The 22,774-nt window shown below is 62.3% G+C and carries 23 protein-coding genes and 1 rRNA gene; 13 read left to right on the top strand and 11 right to left on the bottom strand.

Annotation, left to right across the window (positions count from 1 at the left end):
• A 16S ribosomal RNA gene (locus SM755_RS06035) occupies nt 1-146 on the bottom strand; the annotation flags it as partial.
• A gap of 674 nt (nt 147-820) precedes the next feature.
• On the opposite strand from SM755_RS06035, the gene SM755_RS06030 reads away from it, so the two are divergent.
• The 4 genes from SM755_RS06030 to SM755_RS06015 all read left to right on the top strand — a co-directional run bounded on the left by SM755_RS06030 (nt 821) and on the right by SM755_RS06015 (nt 3,171).
• Complete coding sequence (locus SM755_RS06030; RefSeq protein WP_323171862.1) at nt 821-1,048, top strand: hypothetical protein; 228 nt, start codon at nt 821-823, stop codon at nt 1,046-1,048.
• 45 nt (nt 1,049-1,093) lie between these two features.
• Nucleotides 1,094-2,407, top strand: coding sequence for a histidinol dehydrogenase (gene hisD / locus SM755_RS06025; protein ID WP_323171861.1), 1,314 nt, complete (start codon nt 1,094-1,096; stop codon nt 2,405-2,407).
• Nucleotides 2,408-2,503: 96 nt separating this feature from the next.
• A complete protein-coding gene (locus SM755_RS06020) occupies nt 2,504-2,737 on the top strand; it encodes a hypothetical protein (protein WP_323171860.1) in 234 nt (77 codons plus the stop codon).
• Between the two features lie 62 nt (nt 2,738-2,799).
• Nucleotides 2,800-3,171, top strand: coding sequence for an iron-sulfur cluster assembly accessory protein (locus tag SM755_RS06015; protein ID WP_006663669.1), 372 nt, complete (start codon nt 2,800-2,802; stop codon nt 3,169-3,171).
• A 172-nt stretch (nt 3,172-3,343) separates the two neighbouring features.
• Here the strand turns inward: SM755_RS06015 and SM755_RS06010 are convergent, their stop codons facing one another.
• From SM755_RS06010 to SM755_RS05995, 4 genes are all read right to left on the bottom strand, one after another.
• The gene (locus SM755_RS06010; protein WP_006827403.1) at nt 3,344-3,544 is read right to left on the bottom strand and encodes a dodecin; all 201 of its coding nucleotides are present in this window, start codon (nt 3,542-3,544) and stop codon (nt 3,344-3,346) included.
• Between the two features lie 195 nt (nt 3,545-3,739).
• Nucleotides 3,740-4,393 (bottom strand): hypothetical protein, encoded by a 654-nt coding sequence (locus SM755_RS06005; RefSeq protein WP_006827404.1) that lies wholly within the window; start codon nt 4,391-4,393, stop codon nt 3,740-3,742.
• Nucleotides 4,386-5,216 (bottom strand): hypothetical protein, encoded by an 831-nt coding sequence (locus tag SM755_RS06000; protein WP_323171859.1) that lies wholly within the window; start codon nt 5,214-5,216, stop codon nt 4,386-4,388. The genes SM755_RS06005 and SM755_RS06000 overlap by 8 nt, the downstream gene beginning before the upstream one ends.
• 68 nt (nt 5,217-5,284) lie before the next feature.
• Nucleotides 5,285-6,376, bottom strand: a complete 1,092-nt coding sequence (locus SM755_RS05995; RefSeq protein ID WP_323171858.1) for a metal-dependent hydrolase — start codon at nt 6,374-6,376, stop codon at nt 5,285-5,287.
• Between the two features lie 121 nt (nt 6,377-6,497).
• Here SM755_RS05995 and SM755_RS05990 point away from each other — a divergent pair, with 121 nt between their 5' ends.
• On the top strand, nt 6,498-7,709 hold the full coding sequence (locus SM755_RS05990) for an alanine--glyoxylate aminotransferase family protein (RefSeq protein WP_323171857.1): 1,212 nt from the start codon (nt 6,498-6,500) through the stop codon (nt 7,707-7,709).
• Nucleotides 7,710-7,809: 100 nt separating this feature from the next.
• Here SM755_RS05990 and SM755_RS05985 read toward each other — a convergent pair whose 3' ends face one another.
• Nucleotides 7,810-8,124 carry a hypothetical protein gene (locus tag SM755_RS05985; RefSeq protein WP_323171889.1) on the bottom strand — a complete coding sequence of 105 codons (315 nt, stop codon included), beginning with the start codon at nt 8,122-8,124 and terminating at the stop codon, nt 7,810-7,812.
• Between the two features lie 265 nt (nt 8,125-8,389).
• Nucleotides 8,390-8,629 carry a DUF5816 domain-containing protein gene (locus SM755_RS05980; RefSeq protein ID WP_323171888.1) on the bottom strand — a complete coding sequence of 80 codons (240 nt, stop codon included), beginning with the start codon at nt 8,627-8,629 and terminating at the stop codon, nt 8,390-8,392.
• Nucleotides 8,630-8,765: 136 nt separating this feature from the next.
• Here SM755_RS05980 and SM755_RS05975 point away from each other — a divergent pair, with 136 nt between their 5' ends.
• On the top strand, nt 8,766-9,176 hold the full coding sequence (locus SM755_RS05975) for a universal stress protein (protein WP_323171856.1): 411 nt from the start codon (nt 8,766-8,768) through the stop codon (nt 9,174-9,176).
• A 36-nt stretch (nt 9,177-9,212) separates the two neighbouring features.
• On the opposite strand, the gene SM755_RS05970 is transcribed toward SM755_RS05975, so the two are convergent.
• Complete coding sequence (locus SM755_RS05970) at nt 9,213-10,199, bottom strand: mechanosensitive ion channel family protein (RefSeq protein ID WP_323171855.1); 987 nt, start codon at nt 10,197-10,199, stop codon at nt 9,213-9,215.
• A gap of 212 nt (nt 10,200-10,411) precedes the next feature.
• On the opposite strand from SM755_RS05970, the gene SM755_RS05965 reads away from it, so the two are divergent.
• The 7 genes from SM755_RS05965 to SM755_RS05935 all read left to right on the top strand — a co-directional run bounded on the left by SM755_RS05965 (nt 10,412) and on the right by SM755_RS05935 (nt 19,157).
• Entirely contained in the window at nt 10,412-11,476 is a 1,065-nt protein-coding gene (locus SM755_RS05965; protein WP_323171854.1) for an HTH-type sugar sensing transcriptional regulator TrmB, read from the top strand.
• 273 nt (nt 11,477-11,749) lie between these two features.
• Nucleotides 11,750-13,300, top strand: a complete 1,551-nt coding sequence (locus tag SM755_RS05960) for an extracellular solute-binding protein (RefSeq protein WP_323171853.1) — start codon at nt 11,750-11,752, stop codon at nt 13,298-13,300.
• On the top strand, nt 13,290-14,369 hold the full coding sequence (locus tag SM755_RS05955) for a sugar ABC transporter permease (RefSeq protein ID WP_323171852.1): 1,080 nt from the start codon (nt 13,290-13,292) through the stop codon (nt 14,367-14,369). Before SM755_RS05960 ends, SM755_RS05955 begins: the two co-directional genes overlap by 11 nt.
• Complete coding sequence (locus SM755_RS05950; RefSeq protein ID WP_323171851.1) at nt 14,369-15,487, top strand: carbohydrate ABC transporter permease; 1,119 nt, start codon at nt 14,369-14,371, stop codon at nt 15,485-15,487. Before SM755_RS05955 ends, SM755_RS05950 begins: the two co-directional genes overlap by 1 nt.
• A 32-nt stretch (nt 15,488-15,519) precedes the next feature.
• Nucleotides 15,520-16,707, top strand: a complete 1,188-nt coding sequence (locus SM755_RS05945) for an ABC transporter ATP-binding protein (RefSeq protein WP_323171850.1) — start codon at nt 15,520-15,522, stop codon at nt 16,705-16,707.
• 180 nt (nt 16,708-16,887) lie between these two features.
• Nucleotides 16,888-17,958, top strand: coding sequence for a Gfo/Idh/MocA family oxidoreductase (locus SM755_RS05940; RefSeq protein ID WP_323171849.1), 1,071 nt, complete (start codon nt 16,888-16,890; stop codon nt 17,956-17,958).
• Nucleotides 17,959-18,188: 230 nt separating this feature from the next.
• Entirely contained in the window at nt 18,189-19,157 is a 969-nt protein-coding gene (locus tag SM755_RS05935; protein ID WP_323171848.1) for a sugar phosphate isomerase/epimerase, read from the top strand.
• A gap of 102 nt (nt 19,158-19,259) precedes the next feature.
• Here the strand turns inward: SM755_RS05935 and SM755_RS05930 are convergent, their stop codons facing one another.
• The 3 genes from SM755_RS05930 to SM755_RS05920 all read right to left on the bottom strand — a co-directional run bounded on the left by SM755_RS05930 (nt 19,260) and on the right by SM755_RS05920 (nt 22,665).
• Nucleotides 19,260-19,625: a HalOD1 output domain-containing protein gene (locus tag SM755_RS05930; RefSeq protein WP_323171847.1), complete on the bottom strand. Its 366-nt coding sequence runs from the start codon at nt 19,623-19,625 to the stop codon at nt 19,260-19,262.
• A 192-nt stretch (nt 19,626-19,817) separates the two neighbouring features.
• Complete coding sequence (locus tag SM755_RS05925) at nt 19,818-20,708, bottom strand: phosphatase PAP2 family protein (protein WP_323171846.1); 891 nt, start codon at nt 20,706-20,708, stop codon at nt 19,818-19,820.
• A gap of 133 nt (nt 20,709-20,841) precedes the next feature.
• Nucleotides 20,842-22,665, bottom strand: coding sequence for an ABC transporter substrate-binding protein (locus SM755_RS05920; protein WP_323171845.1), 1,824 nt, complete (start codon nt 22,663-22,665; stop codon nt 20,842-20,844).
• Between the last annotated feature and the right edge of the window lie 109 nt (nt 22,666-22,774).

The following is a 22,774-nucleotide window of genomic DNA, read 5'->3' as shown; positions in this document are numbered from 1 at the left end:
TAGCCTCAGTTTCCCGAGGTTGGCCGGATCTATAGGGTAGTTTGGCCACGTGTTACTGAGCTATCTGCCACGAGTCTGAACTCGTGCGACTAGCATGGCTAAATCGGACTCCAATAGCAATGACCTCCGGCAGGATCAACCGGAATGGTCTCCCCAGCGCGAGGCTGGGGGGTTGGCGGTGAATGCTACTGCACTCACACTAAATGGGTCCACGTTCGGTGAGCGGCCGCGATCGTGAACCGATCGGGCGTCACCGAACTACCAAGGCTTACATCAGATCCCATCTGTACGGCGGACCGCAGGGGTGGAATCCTCATTTCCTTCGGACGTATTCGTAGGTCGTCTGGGGTACTTAACCCCTTCGACCCCGAACCGTCCGAGCGACGACGCGCTGAGAGTTCAGCGAGTCGCCATCACGCGTTTGTTGCGTCATATCCGAGTGCCCTGGTACACTTAAGGGCATCGTCTCGCGGTGCGGGGCACCGCGAGACGAGACCCGGGTGCCAGCCGAGGTGGCTGACGGGCAGGTGGATATGATGCCAACCTCCGTGCCGGGAAACGGCCGGAGGGGACGTGGCGGCGTGGGCCACGTCGTTCACAGTAATGACGAGGCGAGGGTACATATATAAGGCCGTCGTCTCGCAGGCAGTCTGGTCCGTGTTGGTATGTCTCGGGAACGGGAGTATCACAATCGCGTTACTCAACGGGAGATAGCAGAATTGGAGGTTCTACCCGAAGAATCGAGTTCAGAAAGCGATCGAGAAGAAAATCGTGAGGCGTGACCGATATGATTTACCGGCCGGAGTCGTAGCAAGGGATTATGGACCGATCGGGGTTTGTCAAGCTCTCGGTGGTTGCGTTCGGACTCGTTATTCTGAGTTTCTTCGTACGCGGGTTCAGCCAGCTTGCGTTCGGCCGTGGCGTTGCAGATGTGCTCCAGGCACCGGTTGCGATTGTGGGGTTTGGATTGTTGGTGTATCTATTCGTGCGCGCGACGCTTGATGCGGTGGGACTGTGGGAGGTCGAAGAGTCGGAGAGCGAGAGCTAACGCGGGAAGGAAACCGTTTTTCGCCTGCCGCTCTAATCCGGTGATATGACAATTGACGTGCGTGAGATCGCCGACCTTGGACCGGACGATCGTGTCGCGTTCTTCGATCGGGACGCCGGTATTGAGGCGGTCAGGGGAGACGTTCGAGAGATCGTCAATCGAGTTCACGAGGAGGGAGACGTTGCGGTTCGCGAGTTCACAAGTGAGTTCGACGGCGTCGAAGTCGGGAATCTCGAGATCACGGACGAGTGTGAGCGCGCGTACGAGGGGCTCGATACGGAACTCCGTGAGGCGATCGAAGCGGCGGCGACGAATGTCAGGGAGTTTCACGAGGCGCAGGTGCCGGAGGATTGGCGACGAGAGTTCGGCGAGGGACGAGAGCTCGGCCGTCGGTTTCGACCGATCGAACGCGTCGGCGTCTACGTTCCCGGCGGGGAAGCGGCGTATCCGTCGAGTGCGATCATGGGGGTTGTCCCGGCCGTCGTCGCGGGCGTCGAGCACGTAACGGTAGTGACGCCGCCGGCGGACGAACTGAATCCGGCGACGCTGGGAGCGATCCACGCTGCGGGTGCGGATGCGGTCTACAGTGTGGGGGGTGCACAGGCGGTCGCCGCGCTGGCGTATGGGACGGAGACGATCACGCGCGTACAGAAGATCGTTGGCCCGGGGAACAAGTGGGTCACGGCGGCCAAGGCCGAGGTCCGTGGCGATGTCGAGATCGATTTTCTGGCGGGACCGAGCGAGGTCGTCGTCATCGCGGACGAGACCGCCGATCCCGAACTCGTCGCGGCCGAGTTGGTAGCCCAGGCCGAGCATGACCCGAACGCGTCGGTCGTGGCTGTCACCGATGACGAGGAGACGGGGGAAGCAATTGCCGCTGCCGTCGACGCGCAGGCCAGCGCGCGCGAGCGCGAAGATGTGATTCGAGAGGCGCTTGCGAACGAGGCGAGTGGCATCCTTCGGGCGCGATCGATGAGCGAAGCGATCCTGTTCACGGAAGAATACGCACCGGAACACCTCTCGATTCTTGCAGCGGACGACGAGGAAGTGCTCGCGCGCGTCGACAGCGCCGGCAGCGTTTTCTTGGGGCCCGAAACGCCGGTTGCGGCCGGTGATTACGCCAGTGGGACGAATCACGTTCTTCCGACGAACGGTGGTGCACACGTCGCAGGTGGGCTTTCGGTCGAGACGTTCCTGCGATCGACGACGGTACAGCGGCTTTCGGCTTCGGGACTGTCCGAACTAGGTGAGACGATTACAACGTTGGCCGAGGCGGAGGGACTCGAGGCACATGCAGCGAGTGTGCGAACGCGCATCGAGGGGGCTGAAGCCGAGACGGAGCCGACCGATTCGGAGTAACGCGAGGCGTAATCGGAGCCTACAGCACTTGAATGACCTGGCTACTCCGCAGCCTGGTTTTACGTAGCTACGTCTCGAACCCTATCGTAGATACCAATGCAACCGCGTGAGGTCGACCCTACCGATGAGCGAGTTCTCGAGCGCAACTACGATTATGCACAGCGAAACGTTCGGCTTCTCGCGATGTGGTACGAGTGTGATGTCGAGCGGATACTCGTGTTGCTTGCCGAACACGGAATCGAACTCTCCAGGAACGACCGTCTCGAGTTCGGAACGCAGTATCGAGCAGCCAGAGATCGGTTCGAACGAGATGGTGAGTGGACTCACTGAGGCAAGCAAGAGCGAGTTCCGGGGGCGTCAAGGTTAACATCGTTGCCCGGGAATGAGTGTGTATGAGCACGGACAGCGTGGACGGTGGACAGCAAACGCAGCCGGAGATCGAGGTTACGGAAGAGGCAGCGACGCAGGCGCTTTCGCTGCTCGAAGGCGAGGGGATGGATGCCGGAGAGGCGGGACTTCGACTGTTCGTCCAACAGGGTGGCTGTGCGGGACTTTCGTATGGAATGCGATTCGACGATGCGCCGGACGAGGACGACACGATCTACGAGCATCACGATCTGCGTGTGTTCGTCGATCCGGCGAGTATGAACTATATCGAGGGCAGTGTGCTCGATTACGAGAGCGGACTCCAGGCGGAAGGCTTCCACGTGGAGAACCCGAACGTCGTCAGTGAGTGTGGCTGTGGTGAGTCGTTCCGGACGTAAGCCCGCTCGGTGTTCCGGTGTTTGTTGAGGGCCGGAGCAGGGATAGAGTTCAGACGGCTGCTAGTTCGAGAGGCCGAGAAATCGGCCGTAAAACTGTCCGAGATGTGCTGTGGTTGTGGCTCGTTTTCCTGTCGGTGCCAGTAGTTACTGCGTCTGTGCGCTCAGAACGGCGTCACGCTTCGAGTTCAAACGCGACGGTGACTTCGGCCTGATACTCGCGGTTGTCTGCGGTGGCAACTTCGACGCCGAGTTCGTCGACTTCGATCCATTGGACGTTCTGGAGGGTTTCCTCGGCGCGATCGATCGCATTGTCGGCAGCGGTATCGAAGCCCTCGGTACTCGTTCCGATGAGCGTGATCTTCTTGAAGACCATGGCTGCCTGTGCTACACCGTCGGTACCTGTAAAGCTAGTGCCGGCGTGAGAACGAGGTGTGAGAGCGGTGATTCGAGTGAGTGTGGATTCGAGTGGGTGGGGCAGGTAGGGACGTGAGCGAGCAAGTGGGCGTGAGAGGAGGAAAGCGGGTGAGCAAGTGGACGAATACTGTGCCGTCGTACCGCCGAATCGTGGTTATCGGCTGTCGAGACGATCTCGAATCGCTCCCGTCACGTCCGAGAGGTACGCGCCGCCCCACAGTGCGACGATGATCGCACCGATGGAGTTGAAGATGAGATCGAGCATCGTGTCGTCGAGACCGTACTGGGTGAGGACGGCGTTCATCCCGAGGGCATCTGCCGTGAGTGCGATCGCGAACTCGAGGACTTCCCAGAGGACGCCGAACGCGAGGACGAAAAGCAGGATGAAGATGGCGACGAACCGTGGGGGGAAATGAATTCCTGACGAGTGTTCGTCGAGTGCACGGACCGTTGCGTAGCCGACGCCGGCAACGAGTGAGGACGACAGCGCGTGGGTGACGTGGTCCCACCACCAGACCTGGCTGTAGAACGTCGTGGTCGTCCCTGGGAGTCCGACGGTTCCGAGGGCGTGGAGGAACACTGCGCTGGTGATCCAGAGGGTGAGTCGGGGATCCATGGGAATGCCGTAGTCGCGTTCGAGGATGGACGGCAATCGTGTGACGACGAGCGCAACGCCGGTGTTGATAACGATGCCACCGTTGGCTCGCTCGAGGCCGATAAACAGCATCCCGATCAGCCCGAGTTCCATGAGATGCGTGAGCTGGCGCTGGCGACGCGAAGACAGGCGAAGGGAATCGAGTTCAAACATGGTCTCGGTGGTCTTCGTCTTCTGCTTCGGGGTCCGATTCTACGCGGGGAGCCGGCTCTGAGGGTGGGGGAGAAGTCGAATCAGGTCCTGGTTTTGGATCTGACTCGTCAGTGTGAGGTGGCTCGGATTCTGCTTCCGATGTCGGTGATGCCGTCTTGGGGTCGTCACGACCCGAAACTGAACTCGGGGAACTCGGAGTGCCCGGGCCTGATCGCGAGTTCGGTGGTGTTGCAGCCGACGGGATGGAGTAGGACTGGTCGAGACGGCCGAGTCGTCTGAAGTAGACTTCGAAGACGATGCCGCTCCCGAGGCCGGCGACGGCGGAGTAGACGAACTCCCACATGATTTCGTCGTGGGTGCCGGTAAAGGGAGTATCGAGGAGGCCGCCAATGCTCCATCGAAGGAGGGCCCACAGGGCGGCCGCGGAGAGGGTCGAGACGACGACGAAGATGACGGCGAAACCGGGCGTCATGCGGACGGTGGTAAACATCTGGAGTTCGACGGCGAGGACGAGTGCGATGGCCGCGACGGAGAGATACGATGCGAAGTGGCCTGTTAGCCCGGTGGCGTCGAGTGCCATGCCGAGGATCGGGAGGGCTGCGAGCAACAGGACCTCCCAGGGGAGCATCACGAGCGGAGAGCGGAAGGCGATCGATGGGAGGAGCGCAAGAACGAGAAGTGTCGCTGCGAACGTCGTCCAGAGGACCTCGCCGAGGAGCAACTCGCTGAGTCCGATGCCGGCGATGGCGATGACGAGTAGCCACGAGGCGATCGCGTTGGTTCGCCCGTCGGCGATCAACGTATCGAGTGTTGACCGAGACACGGGCAAGTGTAGCGGTCGGGCGTACAAAAACGTACGTAACCGGCACTGTTCGTGCGCCACAGCGATACCTAGACGGAACCGAGTAGAGAGAGATAGACGATGACGTACGCGAGGAACGCGCTCGTGATGGCGGCGAGCCCCGTGAGTGCGGTTACAAGCAGCGACTCCGTTCGTGGCAGCGAAGGGAGAGCTGGTTGCAACCGCGGATGGCGAGCCGCTGAGACCGGTGAGCCCAGCGTGATGCCGGAGAGGAGGCCGACGCTGAGGATCGAGAAGACGAAGTGATAGGACACATCGAGCGTTGGCGGTGTCGTCACGACTGCGGCGAGTCCGTATCCCGCGGCGAGGCCGGCCCGCGGATCGATCGCCGCGAACGCGCTGCGGTCGGTGAGGCGACAGAAGGTGACCGCCGCCAGCCAGATGGTGCCGAGTTCGATCGCGAACGCGGCGAGGAGGTGAAGCGTGGGGTCGGAGTGAAGGACGACTCGGGACGCGAGGAGGGTCGAGTCGGCGGGAAAGAACCAGTCGGGTGGCGAACCGGTGACGAGGTCGCCCCAGGGGTGAGACCAGAGCCCCCAGAGAGCGGCGAGCGTAAGGGTCGATGGAGAGATTGCGGGGAGTGAAGAGTTCGGTACGGCGGTGTCTCCGAGTGCGGAGGCGAGTGTCGATGCGCGGACGCTGGCGAGGGAGAGGAGTGTGCCGGTCCCGAGAAAGAGACTCATAACGAAGGCGGCGAGCGGGCCGGAACGGAGGAGTGCCGCCAGGACGAGGAGACCGAAGAGCGAGAGTGAGGCGAGTGCGGCGAGTGCGGTGAGCGCGCTACCGATCGGTCGGCGGGGACGATCCGACGCTCGCGTTCGCATCGCGAACGCAACGAGTCCGAACGCGGGGGCGGCGACTGCGCCGACGAGGAGCGAGTGGGTCACGGATCGGTGAACGGTTCGGCTCGCGTTCCAGAACGCGGTCGGTGCACCGAGAGCGCCGTCGGCGAGCAGCCAGTGGCCGAGGCCGGTCAGGGCGTACAGGATGTCGATATCCGGCAGTGCGCCGAACGCGCCGGCGATGACGGCGACGAAGAGCGCGTGTTGGCGCGGCCAGCCACGCCAGTCAGCGATGAGGCCGGCGACGGCGAACGCGAGTAGAGCGTGACCGACGAACACGACGTATCGGGTACGCGATGACTCCTCTTAAGCGACTCGCACGTCGGGTATCGGATGTGAGAAAGCGACCGAGGTCGCCGCTGTCGGTAAGTCTTTGCGAGTGGCACTCGAGCACACATCCATGGCACAGGAACCGTCGATCGAGACGGATCGAGCGCCAGCCGTCGGCGAACTCACGCCTCCGGACCGGACCCTGATGGGGCCGGGGCCGAGCGACGTGCATCCGCGTGTGCGTCGGGCGATGAGTACGCCGCTGGTCGGCCATCTCGATCCGTCGTTCGTCGAGATTATGGACGACGTGCAGGAGTTACTTCGGTATACGTTCCGGACGGACAACGAGTGGACGATTCCGGTTTCGGGGACGGGATCGGCGGCGATGGAGGCCGCGATCGGGAACGTCGTCGAGCCTGGCGACACGATGTTGGTTCCGACGAACGGCTATTTCGGCGGTCGCATGGCCTCGATGGCGCGCCGCGCGGGCGGTGAGGTCGTCGAGGTCGACGCCCCGTGGGGCGAACCGCTCGATCCCGCCGATGTTGCCGACGCCCTCGCGGCGCACGATCCCGACGTTTTCGGGTTCGTCCACGCCGAGACGAGCACGGGCGTTCGCCAGCCCGACGTTCCGGAACTCACCGCCGCGGCGCACGACCACGACGCGCTGGTGATCGCCGACACCGTCACCTCCATCGGCGGGGTCGAACTCCGCGTCGACGGGTGGGACATCGACGTGGCCTACGCCGGCCCGCAGAAGTGTCTCTCCTGTCCGCCGGGCGCGAGTCCGCTCACCCTCTCGGACGAGGCCATGGAAAAGGTCCTCGCACGCGAGGAGGACCCCCGGTCGTGGTACCTCGATCTCACCTTACTCGAGGGCTACTGGGGCGAGGAACGCGCCTATCATCACACGGCACCGATCACGAACATCTACGCGATTCGGGAGGCGCTTCGACTCGTCGCCGAGGAGGGCATCGAGGAACGCTGGGCGCGCCACGAACGCCTCGCCGGCGCGTTGAAGGCCGGCGTAGAAGGGATGGGCCTCGAGATGAACGCACCCGACGAGTTCTGGTTGCCGAGTCTCAATGCAGTCCGCGTTCCCGACGGGGTCGACGACGGCGAAGTCTGTGCCGAACTGCTGGAGCGCTACGATCTCGAAATCGCGAGCGGCCTCGGCGATCTCGACGGGGATATTTTCCGCATCGGCTGTATGGGCTACTCCGCGCGCCCGGAGAACGTGATTTACGTCGTGACGGCCCTGGGTGACGTGCTCGAGTCACTCGGGGCGACGGTCGATCCGGGCGCTGGCGTGACGGCGACACGGCGGGCGCTCTCGGAGTAGCACGAAAAACGGGGAAAATGATTCCGGTTAGGGCTTGGGAGTCAGTTGCGGGCGATTCGAGTGGTGTTCGGGCGGTCAAACCCGCTGGGTCACCGTTGGGTCACGCCGAGACGCGGGGCCCTGGCGGTGCACGTTCGACCTGATAGTCGTCGCCGTCGACGACGATGATCGCCCACTCGTAGCTGGGGTTCGTCCGACGGAGTTCAGCTTCGAGATCGTCGGCGTCCTCGGGCTGGGCGACGAAACAGTGAAACTGCCCCGACGACGATGACGAACGCGGAAGCTCTGCGTTCTCGAGGACTGTGTTTACGTGGACGACTTTCCACGCGCGTTCGGCCCGAAACTCGGGGCCGGTTCCTTCAACGGTGTATCCGAGCTCTGCGAAGATCGACCTGGCCTGCTCGACGAGTCGCATGTTAACAGGACCCATTCATAGAAGCCTACGGTACCCACCGATATAAATGTTGGTCTGGAATAGAAAGCCAAGCGTTGCTATACGAACCGGAGTTCAACGCAGTGTTTTATTGACAATGTTTGTCTACTGATCGGTGCTCGATCCGGTAATATCCAATTAGGAAGCGGTGATACCAGCATCGGTCGAGCGAGAAGACACCGTCACCGAAAGAGACAGGAGAGAGAAGACAGAGTACACGTTCGACAAAAGCGACACTGAACTCGTGTTACTCGTGGGCAGCGTCCCACTCGGTCGGCTTCCGGAAGTTCCCACACTGGTTGCACTTGATTCGTCCCATCGAGTCCATGGCGTTATCGATGCGCTCGCAGTTCGTACAGAACCATCCGTACCGACTCTCTGCGTCGTTCGTCTCGTAGACGATCAGAAACGGCCCTTTCGATCCTCTGTCACCGTCGGTCTCCGAGACAAAGACGGTGCCGGCGTCCTCGGTCGTGATCGATCGCAGCGCCATGGGAACCGGTAGTCACGCGCCCAATAAAGGACTTCTGTCCGACTCGAGTAAAACCGGGATGAGACGCTCACCCACGTGAGAGTAGCGCTAACTGAAACCTTTACCCGCACGGAACTCGTTCGATGCTGTAATGGCGCTTGTCGTGGTTCCCGTTCGGTATCCGCTAACGAAACACTCACGACGAACGCTCGAACGGGCCATCGATATCGCCCGCGAGCGCGAGGCGGCGTTGACAGTTCTGCACGTGGACCTCTACCAGAACGGGAAGAAAGTGACGCGTATCGATTTGAAAAATGCCGTCGAGCGGTCGATCGGGCCCGTCGAAAACGCCCGGTACGTCGTTCGGACCGGATTTCTCGTCGAGGAGAGCATTCTCGACGAGGTGGCAGCGGAGGATGCAGACGTCGTCGTCGTCGGCAGCCAACAGGCAAGCCGATTCCGCCGACTCTTCCGCCGACTGACGGATAACCCGGATATCGACCGGTATCTCCGGACCCATCTCGACTGTGAGGTAATCACTGTCGAGAGCGCCCGCGCATAACCTGTCTCGTCCGTTCAGAGACGCCACAGTCTGAACTTATCCTTCGTTTCCGTCCGACACCACCGACTCACCGTGGGACGGCGCGGCTGAACTCGAATCATCTTCGGCTGTCTCGGACTCGTCGAAAACTATCCGTGCAGTCCCGCTTTGCTCGTTAAACACGTGATGACGGTGCGGATAGGCGAACTCGACATCGAGTTCAGCGAAGCGCTCGCGGACCGCCGACTGTACTCGCGACCGGGCGACCATCCGTTTGTAGGGTCGTTCGACCCAAAAGGAGAGTCGGAGCAGGATGCCGTTGTCGGCGTACGATTCGATTGTACAGACGGGGGCGGCCGCGTACCGCGCGCTACCGATGCGGATGTCAGGGCCGCCGGCGATAACAGTCTCGACGCTGCGTGCGGCGCGTTCGGCGTGACGACGGGCGGCTTTGACATCGCTCTCGTACGTAATTTCGAAATCGACGTCGATCCGAGTGCGCTCGTCCTCGGCGGAGTAGTTGATCACGTCGCGGGTGTAGATCTCGGAGTTCGGAATGACCAGCAGCGTATTTTCGAGCGTGAAAATTTTCGTATAGCGGATCGTGATATCCTCGACGAATCCGGTGTGGCCGACGTCGGCGACCTCGATCATGTCGCCGATCTCGTAGGGACGGTCTGCGAGAACGAAGATGCCGGTGATGAAACTGCTGACGAGGGGCGCAATGACGACGGCAACCACGGCGGAGATGACGGTCACCGAGAGAAGGATCTGCGTGTTGCCGATGTCGAGGATACTGACCGCGACGCCCAGTGTTATCAGCAGGACGGAAGCCCGGACGCCACGTAGGACGGTTCGGGTGACGCTCGGACGGTCGATACGGCGAGCGACTGTGCGGCCGGTAAGTCGTACGACGACCTTCGAGAGGTACCACCCGATAACGAGGACGAGAAGCGCTGTGACGAGTTCAGTCGCGCCGAAGGGGAAGTAGCTTTGGGCTCTCTCGAATGCCTCACTTGCAACACCCGGCCAACCCTCGCGCATGGGGTGACACTCATGGCGGGAGTGGTTAAGGGTTCTGTCCGACCGCGGCTGGCGACGGGGAGCCGGTACGAGGCGTCACGGGGCTCGCTGGTTCGGGCGAGCCCGTCGCTTGCGGCCGACAACAGGATAGCGAACTGAACAACCTAATTTCGAAAATAGATGCTACTCGATGCATAATAAATCATTTAGCCATCGGGATCATAGGGTGTGCTATGGCATCAGACGAACTGCGCTCGACGGTCGAGCGCGTCGGGGATCGGTTCAATCTTGGCGAGTACGAGATCGACGCCTACCTGACCGTCCTCGAACACGGCCAGTTGACGGCGAGTGAAATCGCCGATCGAACCGACATTCCCCAGCCCCGTGTCTACGATACTGTCCGGAGCCTCAGTGACCGCGGTCTCGTGGAACTCCGCGAGTCCCGCCCGATGAAAGTCGTCGCAATCGACCCCGGGGAGGCGTTCGACGACGTCCAGAGTTCGCTCGAGCAGATGATCGACGAACTCGAGGCACGATACACCGCGCCGGCCCGGGACACCGAGGCCGTCTCGCTGGTCAAGTCGCGATCGACAATCCTCCGATATCTGGAGGAGGTTATCGACGCGGCAGAATACGAACTCTCACTGTCGCTCACGCCAGGGCTGTTGACGCGGTTCGAGGACGAACTCCGAGCGGCGATCGATGCTGGTGTCAGCGTGGATCTGATCGTCACGCCGGCCACCGAGGCACCCGATCCGGACGAGTTCGACTACCGGGAGGTTGCGACGACGGCCCGGGCTCGACGCGGGATCACGACGCCGGTGATCGCCGTCGCGGACGGGAACTATTCGGTGTATGCGACGCAGGATGCGCTGCGTGACGATCAGGACCGGTACGGCGTCATCTTCAATCGGTCGTCGCTCGGCTTTCTGGTTTCGGGCTTCTTCGGCACCGTTCTCTGGACGACCGCCGAGCGGACGCTCGGTGAGGACGGGTCGAAGCGGACCTATCCACGCAAGTACGCCTCGATTCGGCGCTGTGTGAAGGACTTGATGGAGGACGGCGGCGAGTTCTACGCGACGATCGAGGGTCGTGATGTGGACGTCGGCGGAACGCGGATCGTTCGCGGACGAGTTCTCGATATTTCCTTCGAGGTCAGCGAGGAGGTCGCGAGTCTGACGGTCGAGACCGAAAGCGGCGAGGAAGTCACGGTCGGTGGTCGCGTCGCGGCACTCGAGGACATCGAGGGTCACGAGATCCACATCGGTCGTGACGAGCCGCCGACAATCGAGGAGTGAGTGCGACGGGGTCGACGAGAGTGGCGAGACGGAGCAACGAGGGCGGCGGGACGGAGGGCGGAGAGTAGCGAGTAGCGACGACGGAGCAATGATCCCGGGCGACTCTGTGGCGCGCAAAACGACCGTTTGTTTCTGTCCCCGGTAACGGCTAACTTCGGTCGATAGCGGTGCCCGTAATAGCGTATTATACGAGTCAGCGGACGCGACTCTCTGGAGTAAGGGCTCGTGTGCAAGCCAATCACTAAGATACCAAGCGGTATTGTATTACGTCGGATGGGTCGAGATACCGTGGACCAGGATCCGAGCCCGAGCCCGAGCCCGGACCCGAATCCGAACCTCGCGCAGCCGAGCGCACCGCGCGACGAACGGGGTCGCACTCGTCGGCAGCGGCTTTCTCGCCGCGCGTTCGTGGCCACAGCCTCGGCGACGGCGCTCGGAGCGACGGCGATCGCAGGCTGTCTCGGCGGCGGACCGGGGCCGAACACAGTTGTCATGACTGGGGCAACCGATTTCGAGGGCATTCTGCACACGCCGGACGACGAACCGGACGTGCAGGAGGCCCTCTGGGAGGCGGGGCTCGACGAGGACATCAGGGTCGAAGTCCAGACGGTCGTCAGCGACTCCGTCCAGCGAATGCAGGAGGCCCAGTCGACGCTTCAAGCCGGGCGCGCCCCGCCGGACATCCACATGATGGACACCGGCTGGACGATCCCCTTCATCCTCCGCGAGCAGACGACGAATCTGACGGAAGAGTTCCCCGACGATGTCGTCGATCGCGTCGAGGAGAACTATCTGGAGGAAATCCTCGAAACGGCGCGCCACCCGGAAACCGGGGATATTCACGGATTACCGCTGTTTCCGGATTTCGGCATGATGCTGTACCGCCGGGATCTGCTGGAAGACGCCGGCCACGATACGAGCGACTGGGCGAGCGATCCGCCGACGTGGGAAGCGTTCGCCGGAGCGGTCGCCGACGCCCAGTCGGAAGCCGGGCTCGACTTCGGCTTTACGACCCAGGCGGCCGCCTACGAGGGACTCGCGTGTTGTACGTTCAACGAAGTCATGTCGACCTGGGGCGGCGGCTACTTCGGCGGCACGGAAACCCTGTTTACGGCGGGCGACCGGCCGATCACCGTCACCGACGACGCCGTGATCGATGCCCTCCGAATGATGCGCACGTTCATCCACGGCGACGAGGACGACCACGCGCTCGAGGGCTACCCGCAGATCTGTCCCTCCGCTATCGTCCAGTGGTCCGAGGACGAATCGCTCGCCTCCTTCTCGAGCGGCGACGCCGTCGCCCACCGAAACTGGCCCTACGCGATCGCGGAAACCGGCGGCGACGACGCGTTCGGCGAGAACCTCGGCGTCACAACGCAACCGTACGCCGTCTCCGAAGACGACGCTGAACTCGAGGGGGTCGGCGGAACGGCCGCCGCACTCGGCGGCTGGAATCTCGCTCTCAGTCCCTACACCGACAAAACGGAGCAAGCGCTGCAAGTGCTGGAGGCGTTCACGCACGACGAGGTCATGCTCACCATCTTCGAACTCCAGGGTTTTCTCCCGCCGAATCTTGACCTGGTTGCGGATGCAAATCCCGACGAAATCGGCCCCGTTGCCCGCTACGTCGAACAGATTCAGATGGCGGGGGAAAACGCCGTTCCCCGGCCGGTCACGGACCTGTGGCCGGAGCAATCGGCGCTCATCTTCCAGGAGGTAAACGCAGTCTACCGCGGCGCAAAAGCGCCGACCGCTGCGATGGACGAGTTAGCGTCTCGCCTCGAGCGGAGCGAATCGGAGGTGGCAGCACAACATGGCGGGTGAACCAGAAGCGGGTTCTGGGACCGGCACCGAAACCGGTGACCCCGGTCACGGCGGTCTGGGAAGCCACCCGGAACGGGAGACCGACCAGAAACGGACCGGCAATCCCGTGATCAACTGGATGGAAAACCTGAGCGAGGCGGCGTACGCCTACCTCCTCTTGCTCCCCGCGTTCGCCCTGCTCACGCTGATCGCTTTCTACCCGCTCATCCGAACGTTCATCATGTCCCTCCGTCGGGACGAAACGCGCGGCGCGGACCCCCTCGGGGGATTCGTCGGCATCGACAACTACGTCGACATTCTCACCGGCAACGCCAGGCTTGCCCGACAGTTCGTGGATATCTCGCTGTCGTCGTCGTTCCCGTTCGTCGAACTCGGCGTCCCGTTCCTGCAGCAAGCACTGTTCGTGACGCTCGGCTTTGCAATCCTTAGCGTCTTCTTCGAGACGGTTATCGGCTTCGGACAGGCCTACGTGCTCGACCAGGACTTCCGCGGCCGACGCTGGGTTCGCGTCGCGATCATCCTCCCGTGGGCAGTCCCCATCGTGATCCAGGGGATGATCTTCTACCTGCTATTCCAGCCCGGAGTCGGCTTCGGTAGCGACCTCATGCAGTGGCTCGGTATCTTCGGGCCGAACCCGCTTGCCGACAGCCAGGATGCGTTCATCATCATCCTCGTGGCGGACATCTGGAAATCCGCGGCGTTCATGGCCCTGCTGATCCTGGCCGGGTTACAGAGCATCGATCGGAGCCTGTACGATGTCGCTCGCGTCGCGGGCGCATCGCCGTGGCAACGGTTCAAGATGATCACACTCCCGCTCGTGTTGCCCGCGCTCCTCGTCGCCATGCTGTTTCGCACGATGGACGCCATGCGCGTCTACGGGCTGATCGAGTCGACTGCCGGCTGTGCGTCCGTCCCCTCGCTCACCTGCCTCGTCGTCGAAGCCATGTTCGGCGGCACGCGAATCTTCGCCACGGCGGCCGCCGTCGCGTTCGCAACCGCGCTCGTGATCGGACTGATCATCTCGGTGTACGTGTTCTTCTTCCGCGACACCGAGGGAGGGCTCTACTGATGACCGACGACAGCACACCCACGGACCACCGACGACACCGCCATCAGAACCAGAACCAGTACCAGTACCAGTACCAACACCAGTACCGGCACCAACACCAACACACCGACGAAGACGAAGATAAAGACGAACACCGCCCCGCCGAAACGGACGGCGGCCAACCCACCGATCGCCAGTCGGACAGCGTGCTCGTCGACGGCGAGGACGCCGAACTCGACCGCGGCCCCCTCCAGCGCTGGGTCGCGAACTCGATCTCGAACCCCGGTCGCGCCTACCGCGCGATGTTTTACACCGCGACCATCTTCTTCCTGTTTACGACGCTGTTCCCCTTCTACTGGCTGCTCATGGTCGCGCTGACGCCGGAAGGACGACAACAGGATATTATCCTCACCCCGAACGGATTCAATCCCGGATCGTTCGTCGAGGTCTTTCAGGTGCTGCCGTTTTACCGGTATATGTTCAACAGTTTCGTCATCGCGACCGCCTCGACCATCGTCGTCCTGATCATCGCGAGCCTCGCCGGTTACGCCTTCGGCCGCCTCGAGTTCCCCGGCAGAGTGCCGTTGATGTTGCTCGTGCTGGTGATCTCGTTTTTCCCACCGGCCGCGTTCTTCATCCCGTTGAACGACCTGTTCAATACGTCGTTCTTCGTCCTCGAACCGATTACGGGCGACGGCACGCTCTACAACACGCCCGGCGCGATGGTATTGCCGCTATCGGCGATCTTCATGCCGCTGGCGATTTTCATCCTGACGACGTTCTACTCGCAGATCCCGGACGGCCTGGAGGACGCTGCGCGGGTGGAAGGGACGACCAGACTCGGCGCGCTGTTCCGAGTCATCATCCCGCTGTCGGCCCCTGGCGTGGCGACCGCCGGCGTGTTGACCTTCATCGCCGTCTACAACGAGTTCTTCTTCTCGTTTCTGATGACCGACGGCCAGCCGGAGAACTGGGCCCCGATTCTCGAGGGAATCCTCGGCTATCAGGGCCAGTATCAGGTGATGTATCACTTGATGGCGGCGGCGAGTATCATCGGGGTCATTCCGGTCGCGATTCTCGTGATCATCGCACAGGAAAAGATCGTTAGCGGGCTCACTGCGGGTGCGCTCAAGGAATAACCGTAATCGACAGTACCCTACACCCTACCACTATGGCACGAGTTCAACTCGAACACGTCACGAAGCGCTACGAAGATATCACTGCCGTCGACGATGTCTCGATGGAGATCGAGGACGGCGAATTCGTCACGTTCGTCGGGCCCTCGGGCTGTGGAAAGTCGACGACGATGGAGACCGTCGCGGGACTCACGAAGCCGACCGAGGGCCGAGTGTATATCGGCGAGAAGGACGTGACGACGCTCGCACCCAAGGATCGTGGCGTCGCGATGGTCTTCCAGAACATCGCGCTGTTTCCTCACATGAACGTCTTCGAGAACATTTCCTTCGGGCTTCGCCTCCGGAAGTACGACGACGAGGAGGTGAGCCGTCGCGTCGAGCAGGCGGCGGACATCGTCCAGCTCGAGGGTATGCTCGATCGAATGCCGGACGAGATGTCCGGCGGCCAGCGCCAGCGGGTCGCGATCGCCCGCGCGATCGTTCGCAACCCGGACGTCTTCCTGATGGACGAACCCCTCGCGAATCTGGACGCGAAACTGCGCGTGCATATGCGGACCGAACTCCAGCGGCTCCACCGCGAGTTGGGGACGACGATCATCTACGTCACCCACGACCAGGCCGAGGCGATGACGATGTCGAGCCGGATCGCCGTCCTCAACGAGGGACGCCTCCAGCAACTCGCTCCACCGCTCGAGTGTTACAACCAGCCTGCGAACCTGTTCGTCGCCGGCTTCATCGGCTCGCCGTCGATGAACTTCATGGAGGGCGAACTGACCGAGGCCGGATTCCAGTCCGACAACGTCGATGTCGAACTCGAACCGGAGCAGGTTCCGGGAGTCGGGGTCGGCGACGGAGTCACACTGGGCGTTCGCCCGGAAGACGTTCACATCGCGGAAACAGCGGACATGATCAGCGAGCAAACCGCGCGAATCGGGGCGGAGACCGACGTGATCGAACCGATGGGTGACGAGATATTCGTCTACCTACTCCTCTCGGAGACGGCAGGGCATTCGATGGAGCAAGATCCTGCGTCCGCCCCGGATCAACTGCTCATGAGCGTCACACCGGATACGGATCTTCGCGCCGGAACAACCGTCGATGTCGTTCTCGATCGATCGAAACTCCATCTCTTCGAGACGGCAACCGGCGATGCGCTCCGTCACGGACTTACGGACCGCTCCGAACCCGGTACCGGAACGACGCCGACGGAGGCCGATAGCTGACTGAAAACCACCAATGGACAAAAGGTGGTCCAGAACGAAGATTCGATATAGCGACAAAGGATGTATCGGCTCGAAACCAGTCGTATCCCTCCCGCCGGTGACTGATCGGAAACCGGGTTCTCCGCAGTCACTTCCCGTCGGATCAGGACGGGAGAGACATCGGCGAGTTCCACACCTCCAATGACAGACGATCGCACTGACATCAAGACCGGTATCGTCGGCCTCGGAAACATCGGGCAGTATCACGCCGAACGGCTTCGTGAACTCGGTGTTCCGTTAGTCGGCGGCATGGACGTCGCGGCGGAAGCGCGGCGACGATTCGCCAGACGCTACGATGTCGACGTGTACGAAGACCATCAGGAGCTGTACGAGACCATCGATGCGGTCGTCATCACGACGCCGAACAAGTTTCACGAGGAGTACGCTATTGATGCCTTCGGCCGGGGCATCCACGTCCTGCTCGAAAAGCCCCTCGCACACAGCTATGACAGCGCACAGCGGATCGCAAGGGCGGCGAGAGACACCGATAGCTACTGCATGGTCGGCTTCAACAATCGCTTTGCAAACACCGTCCAAATCGTGAAAAATCGAATCGATCGCGGTGAACTCGGGGAAGTGACTCACGTCGAGGCGAACTACGTCCGTCGGCGCGGGATTCCCGGTCGCGGCTCGTGGTTCACCCGGCGACAGATCGCCGGCGGCGGAGCACTCATCGACCTCGGCGTTCACGCGATCGATCTCGCGTTGTACCTGCTCGGATACCCCGATGTCGAGGAGGTAACCGGCGTCGATCGAAGCGAGTTCGGCTCGCGCGAGGAATACGCCTATCTCGAGATGTGGGGGGACGATACGGGGCCGCGAGGGTTCGATGTCGACGACTCGGCGAGTGCGTTCGTTCGCTGTCCGGGAAAGCGAACGATCAGTCTCGAGGTGGCGTGGGCGACGAATCGGCCGACGAACCACGAGTTCATCGTGCGAGGAACGAGTGCGGCTGCGCGGTTCGACCTCCTTGAAGGGGATCTGACGATCCATTCGGCGAGTACGTCGGGGCCGGATCATCTCGAGAATACGTCGATCGAGGCGCGACAGAACGACACGCATACGGCGGAACAGCGGGCGTTTTTCGATCGGATCGTTCGCGACAATGGCGGCGATGGAACGGTCGAACAGGCGCTGTCGGTACAGCGGATCATCGACAGCATCTACCGGTCGAGTGAGGAGGGGAAAACGGTGACACTCGACGACGTGTAAGCGTGCCGGTTCGCTGATTTGCCGATCCGCCGATCCGCCGATCCGACGGACTGCTGTCAGTCAGTGCCGTCGCACTTGCGACCCGTTCTGCGTCCTGCATCCTGTGTCCTGCGTCTTTCGAGTGCGCCGGGCGATCGGGACAGCGGATCGTACCGTGGCGGCTGGATCGACGTGTAGCGATCAGTATCGTACCCGCATTTTATTTCATCGTCCATCGTTCGTGAGCCCGTATGCAACTCGGCGTTCACACCCCACCGCTTGCCGACGAATCGCTCGAGGGCGCGCTATCGTACCTCGACGAGCAGGGCGTCGACGCGATCGAGCCCGGCGTCGGCGGCCACCCCGGCCAGGATCATCTGCCGCGTACGGAGTATCTCGACGACGAGACGGCTCAGCAGGAACTACAGAACCTGCTCGCAACGTACGGGATGGAGATCAGCGCCCTCGCGATACACAACAATCCGCTACACCCCGATGACGAACGTGCGGCAACCGCAGATACCGAACTTCGCGAGGCGATTACGCTCGCCGGCCAGCTCGATGTCGGCGTCGTCACCTGCTTCTCGGGCCTGCCGGCCGGCGGACCGAACGACGAGGTGCCGAACTGGATCACCGCGCCCTGGCCGCCCGAACATGACGAGGCGCTTTCCTACCAGTGGGAGCAGGCGACCGACTACTGGGTGGATATCGCGGCACACGCCGATACCCACGGCGTCGATGTTGCGATCGAGATGCATCCGAACATGCTGGTCTACGAGCCCCACGGAATGGCTCGGCTCCGCGAGGAAACCGGAGAGCGAATCGGCGCGAATTTCGACCCGTCGCACCTCTACTGGCAGGGCATCACGATCACCGATGCCATCAGGTATCTGGGCGAACGCGATGCGATCCATCACGTCCACGCCAAAGATACGCAAATCTACGACGCACAGGCGCGGGAAAAGGGCGTTCTCGATACGACAGCCTACGACGACGAGCCGAACCGATCGTGGCTGTTTCGCTCCGTCGGGTACGGCCACGACGAATCACACTGGAAGGACATCATCTCGACGCTTCGGATGGTCGGCTACGACGGCACGCTCAGCATCGAACACGAGGACTCGCTGACGAGTTCACGCGAGGGCCTGGAGAAGGCGATCGACCTCTTAGAGCGTGCGATATTCGAGACTGAGCCGGGAGAGGCCTACTGGGCTGAGTGACTGGTGCTTGTGGCTGGTGAGGGAAAATCTGACCGAGTGGGGACAGCCAGCGACTACGGAACCACGGACCACGGGTCGTGGCCACGAACAGAACCCATCCCGTCACTCGTCGACAGCCCCAACGGACTCGTCCTCGTCGGCGGTGACCCCCTCATCGAGGTCGACAGTCCCATCGCTGTAGACGGTCACCGTGTACCCCTCGTACTCCAGCCGAACGTGGCCGGGAGCGGTTGATTGTGAACTCGAGGATGGAGCGCCATCAGTGGTAGTGTCGGGCCCCGAGCCGGTGCTGTGAAAGAGTGCATCGAGCGCTTCCGGATTAATGGCGGCATACAGCGGGTCGTATGCCGGGGGCTCGATGTCGGTGGGGGCAACTCCCTCGCGTGCAGCGATCGCTTCGATGATCGCCTGGCTGAGAGAGACCGCTCCCTCGAACTCGGGCGGCGACTGGTCGTCCGGGGAGGACATATCGAACGCTAAGGGATTCCAGGGGATAAGGATGATGGCAGTCTTCGCTACGGTAGAGACGGGGCACAGACGCTCTCTATGGAGATATGTCGATCGTTCAGCGGTCCGGAAAGACGTGAATTGAGACCTGTACACGGCCTCGGTTGTGCTTCCCGACGACTGCGACCTCGAGGTCGGTCGCTGCGAGCAGCGTCAGTCGTGTCGGTTCCGGTCACGATCGGCGCGCCCGGCCCGCTGAACTCGAGTGTCGATGTACCGACTGATCGACCCGCTGAGACCCCGAATCGTGTATGTTCGGCCGATATAGACACTGAGGGCTGCGAGTGCTGTTCCGGCGGCGACATCCGAGAACCAGTGGATGCCGAGGTACATCGTCGAGACGGCGATACTGATCGCGAGGGCACCCGAGACGGGGACCCACAGCGGGTACTTCTTGCGCGTCAACCACGCGAGGAAGAAGACGGTCATCGACAGGGACGTGTGCAGCGAGGGAAAGACGTTCGTACTCTGGTTCACCTGGTTCGTCAGGCGGCGCATCTGGGGAAAGCCATCGTAGAGAAGTCCCTCAAACAACAGCGGATCGAAGTTCCGCGGGCCATAGGCGATGAAGAGGACGTAACACGCGAGACCGATCGCGTAGTTCACGGTGAACGCGAGCAACAGCGTCGAGAGATCGTCCATCGTCTCGAGTGCGAAGTATGCGACGATCGGGAACAACAGCAGGAAGGCATAGCCGTAGATGTACACGAAAGCGAAGAACGATGTGAGTTCCGGTGACTGAAACGTCTGGAGCACTGCGACCGGATTCACCGGGAACAACAGCTGCTCCAGTTCGAACAGCTGCGGGGTGATGTTGTTCCCGAGCACGCGGTGCTCGATGCGGACGGCAACGTCGACCGTCGACCAGCGCAGGAATAACACGAGCGCAAGCGCCGCGACCGGGAGGAGGCACATCTCGAGTCGCCATCGAACGTCCTGCAACGCCGTGACGAGTCGGCGAGGCCCGATAACGGCGAGCGCCGCCGTCACGAGCATCGTCGCGACCACGAGGGCGAGTTGGAGTACGACGCTAGCGAGAGCCATACGGGAGTCAACCTACAGCAGGAAGGGATTAATAGCGTCCGGTCGATACCGAAGCGGACAGCGATCTCGGAAGCGAGTCCGAGTCGGAATCGGCCGCGGGAGATAGCGGTACGAACCGGACGGCACCCGATAGCTATCGGAGTAACGCGCCGTCCTCGTACCGGTACCCGATCTCGTCGAACAGTCGCCGGACCCGTTCGACATCGAGTTCACCGTCGGTTCCGGGAAATCCGGCCAGTGGTAGCGGCTCCGATCGGTCGTCGCCGTCGCGGTAGCCGAGAAACGATTCCTGCGTCGTCGGGGCCGTCGCCAACCCGTCGAAGAGTTCGGAGACGATGTACTCGCGGTCGATCAGCCGCGAGAGGATCCGCCGCACGTTCGGGTTGCCGAGTTCGGGGTGGTGCGTGTTGTAGCCGATCAGGTACACCGACGTACTCGGCGCCGTGAGCAGCGATACCGCGTTGTCGTCGGCGAGTGATTCGATCTGCTCCGGCGGGAGGGGGCTTGCGGTGACGTCGACATCGCCGGCAAGCAGTGCATCGACCATCGTGCCAACGTTCGGCGAAAGATTGTATCTGAGGCTCTCGAACTGGGGGAATCCATCGAGGACGGCGGGCACGTCGGTCGACGCCGAATCCCGGAGAACGTGACCCGCGACCGGCTCGAGCACGAGTTCCTCCGGCCCCGCCTCGCTGAACTCGAGGAGGCCGGAACCGACGGGTGCGTCGTTGTTGGTTGTCAGCGCTCTGGTCCGGCGTTCCGCGACGAGTTCGGAACGCGGTTCCCAGATGTGTTCGGGCAGGATCGGGACAGTGAGAAATTGGGCGGCAGCGGGGGCGGTGGTGGTTCCGAACGGGATTTCGAGTGTGAGCCCGTCGATAACCTCGATCTGATCGGGCGTGTCGACGAGCGTCTGGCGCCCGCGATACCTGGGTGCAGGGATACCGCTGTCGGCTGTACCGAGCGATGTGTCGGCCAGAAGCCGGAACGTGAAGGCGACGTCGTCGGCGTCGAGCGGTTCGCCGTCGTGCCAGGTGAGTCCCGGGCGAAGCGAGACCGTCGCGCTGAGTCGACCGGTATCGTCCCAGCGAACGTCGTCAGCGAGCCACGGAACGTACTCCTCCGGGGGGACGGATTCTGCGTTCGACGGGGAGTGAGCCGGTGCGACTCCGGCGGCTCCCTCCCACCCCTCACTCGGCCGGCGGACGAGTGGGGCATACACCAGATCGAGCAGCCCGGGAACGCGATTTCGATCGACTGCGATCGGGTTCAGCCGATCCGTTACGCCGTCGCCGTAGATCCCGACCGTAAGCGGTTCATCGCGATCACCCGCTGCGGCGGGCGCGGTCGAAAGCAGATCGATGAACTCGATCGCGCGCTGTGGCGGGGCGGGGGCATCGATCGACTGGCGGGTGCCACCGATCCGATCCGGGTATGCGACGACGGTAAACGGCGTCGTCTCCGCGAGGTACTCGAATAACTCGTCGAGCGTCTCACGGCGCGTTTCTTCGCTCTCCGTTCGCTGTTGCTCCAGGAGATCATCGGCCGTGACAGACGAGAAGTGAAACGGGTTCTGCCAGCCGCCCTCACTGACGAACTGCGAGTGCAAGAGCCCGTACAGATCGTCGAACTCGTCGAACCCCGGATGCCTGATGACGAACACGTCGTACTCCCCCTCGAGAAGCACGTCCCGATACAGCTCCGACTCGGTGATCGGCTCGGGAGACACATCGATGCCGGCCGCTTCGACGTTCTCCCGGAACCGGCTCATGATCATCGACGCCATCGCGTCATCGTCCGCGGGGACCGTCTTGATCGTGAGCGAGACCTGGTCGGGACCGTTGTTTTCCGCGCGCGACCAGAATCGCTCCGCACAGCCGGCGAGCGCGCTCACGCCGAGTCCGCCTGCGCCCGCCAAGAGGTGTCGCCGCGTCAGCGACGGAGCGCCTCGCGTCATATCGAGACCGATACGCAACCGCGATGTATAGGACTTCCCTTCACAGCGACACGTCAGCGCTACCGACCGAAGGACGAACTCGTGGGGTACACCCTGACCCCGACCCCGA

The sequence above is a fragment of the Natrialba sp. PRR66 genome (assembly GCF_034808065.1).
GTDB lineage: Archaea > Halobacteriota > Halobacteria > Halobacteriales > Natrialbaceae > Natrialba > Natrialba aegyptia.
The sequence above is the reverse complement of the archived record's forward strand: the minus strand, read 5'-3'. Positions and strand labels throughout refer to the sequence as shown.

Coding starts and splice junctions, on each gene's coding strand:
- SM755_RS06030 (WP_323171862.1), top strand. CDS start 821: ATGGACCGATCGGGGTTTGTCAAGCTCTCGGTGGTTGCGTTCGGACTC.
- hisD (WP_323171861.1), top strand. CDS start 1,094: ATGACAATTGACGTGCGTGAGATCGCCGACCTTGGACCGGACGATCGT.
- SM755_RS06020 (WP_323171860.1), top strand. CDS start 2,504: ATGCAACCGCGTGAGGTCGACCCTACCGATGAGCGAGTTCTCGAGCGC.
- SM755_RS06015 (WP_006663669.1), top strand. CDS start 2,800: ATGAGCACGGACAGCGTGGACGGTGGACAGCAAACGCAGCCGGAGATC.
- SM755_RS06010 (WP_006827403.1), bottom strand. CDS start 3,544: ATGGTCTTCAAGAAGATCACGCTCATCGGAACGAGTACCGAGGGCTTC.
- SM755_RS06005 (WP_006827404.1), bottom strand. CDS start 4,393: ATGTTTGAACTCGATTCCCTTCGCCTGTCTTCGCGTCGCCAGCGCCAG.
- SM755_RS05990 (WP_323171857.1), top strand. CDS start 6,498: ATGGCACAGGAACCGTCGATCGAGACGGATCGAGCGCCAGCCGTCGGC.
- SM755_RS05985 (WP_323171889.1), bottom strand. CDS start 8,124: ATGCGACTCGTCGAGCAGGCCAGGTCGATCTTCGCAGAGCTCGGATAC.
- SM755_RS05975 (WP_323171856.1), top strand. CDS start 8,766: ATGGCGCTTGTCGTGGTTCCCGTTCGGTATCCGCTAACGAAACACTCA.
- SM755_RS05970 (WP_323171855.1), bottom strand. CDS start 10,199: ATGCGCGAGGGTTGGCCGGGTGTTGCAAGTGAGGCATTCGAGAGAGCC.
- SM755_RS05965 (WP_323171854.1), top strand. CDS start 10,412: ATGGCATCAGACGAACTGCGCTCGACGGTCGAGCGCGTCGGGGATCGG.
- SM755_RS05960 (WP_323171853.1), top strand. CDS start 11,750: ATGGGTCGAGATACCGTGGACCAGGATCCGAGCCCGAGCCCGAGCCCG.
- SM755_RS05955 (WP_323171852.1), top strand. CDS start 13,290: ATGGCGGGTGAACCAGAAGCGGGTTCTGGGACCGGCACCGAAACCGGT.
- SM755_RS05950 (WP_323171851.1), top strand. CDS start 14,369: ATGACCGACGACAGCACACCCACGGACCACCGACGACACCGCCATCAG.
- SM755_RS05945 (WP_323171850.1), top strand. CDS start 15,520: ATGGCACGAGTTCAACTCGAACACGTCACGAAGCGCTACGAAGATATC.
- SM755_RS05940 (WP_323171849.1), top strand. CDS start 16,888: ATGACAGACGATCGCACTGACATCAAGACCGGTATCGTCGGCCTCGGA.
- SM755_RS05935 (WP_323171848.1), top strand. CDS start 18,189: ATGCAACTCGGCGTTCACACCCCACCGCTTGCCGACGAATCGCTCGAG.
- SM755_RS05930 (WP_323171847.1), bottom strand. CDS start 19,625: ATGTCCTCCCCGGACGACCAGTCGCCGCCCGAGTTCGAGGGAGCGGTC.
- SM755_RS05925 (WP_323171846.1), bottom strand. CDS start 20,708: ATGGCTCTCGCTAGCGTCGTACTCCAACTCGCCCTCGTGGTCGCGACG.
- SM755_RS05920 (WP_323171845.1), bottom strand. CDS start 22,665: ATGACGCGAGGCGCTCCGTCGCTGACGCGGCGACACCTCTTGGCGGGC.